Source organism: Pseudomonas sp. PS02302, from assembly GCF_029959585.1.
Classification (GTDB): Bacteria; Pseudomonadota; Gammaproteobacteria; order Pseudomonadales; family Pseudomonadaceae; genus Chryseomonas; species Chryseomonas aestiva.
In genome coordinates, this window is sequence record NZ_JASCON010000167.1 from 1 (window position 1) to 1,066 (window position 1,066).

Annotated in this window: 1 protein-coding gene; it reads right to left on the reverse strand. The window is 69.1% G+C overall.

Annotation, left to right across the window (positions count from 1 at the left end):
* Positions 1 to 191: 191 nt before the first annotated feature.
* Positions 192 to 1,066, reverse strand: an 875-nt coding sequence (locus QMX82_RS25650) for a cation diffusion facilitator family transporter (RefSeq protein WP_282288795.1), incomplete at its 5' end; no start/stop codon positions are given.

Genomic DNA, 1,066 nt, shown 5'->3' on the forward strand with positions numbered 1-1,066 from the left:
ACCTCGTCACCGACGCGCAGCAGCAGGAGGTCGGGGCCTTCGATCTCGACCGCGGTACCGCGGTCTTCGCGCAGGGCGGCAAGGGGCGCGACCGGGTGCATGGTTTTCATGGTGGGCTCCGGCGCCGTTTGGGGCGCTCTCTCGAATCAGGCTCAGCAGATTCGAGAGAGCGCAGCGGCGCCGGGTTCCGCTCAGGGGGCGGGCGGCAACGGATGACGGTGCGGAACGTCGGGTGCGTCCAGCGGATCGGCGTGGACCAGCACCTCGGCCTGGGGATACTCGGCGCGGATGGCGGCCTCCACCTCGTCGCACAGCACATGGGCGCGGGACAGGCTCATCTCGCCCGGCAGCTCCAGGTGCAATTGCACGAACCAGTGATTGCCGGAGAGGCGGGTGCGCAGGTCGTGGGCACCTTCCACCCCGGGGACCTGGCAGGCCAGCTGCAGCATGTGTTCGCTGATGTCGGCGGGCAGTTCCTGGTCCATCAGCACGCCAAAGGAATCGCGGGCGATACCGTAGGCGCTCCAGAGGATGTAGAGGGCGATGGCCAGGCCGAACAGCGGGTCCAGCCAGTACCAGCCGAAGCCGGTCAGTGCCAGGGCGATCAGGATGCCGACATTGAGCAGCAGATCGGAGCGATAGTGCAGGGCGTCGGCGCGGATCACGGTGGAGTCGGTGAGGCGGATGACGTGCTGCTGGTAGGTCACCAGCACGGCGGTCAGCGCCAGGGAAAACAGGGTGACGGCGATGCCCAGGGCATGGGCGCCCAGGGGTTCGGGTTGCTGCAGCCGCCCGATGGCCTGCCAGGCGATGAGCACGGCGCTGACGCCGATGAAGACCGCCTGGGCGATGCCGGCCAGGGACTCGGCCTTGCCATGGCCATAGCGGTGGTCGTCGTCCGCCGGCTTGAGGGCGTAGTGCACCGCCAGCAGGTTGAAGATCGAGGCCAGGCCATCGAGCAGCGAGTCGGTCAGGCCGGCGAGCAGACTGACCGAGCCACTGAACCACCAGGCCACGGCCTTGGCCAGGATCAGCGTCGTCGCCCCCCCCCCCCCCCCCGCGGGGG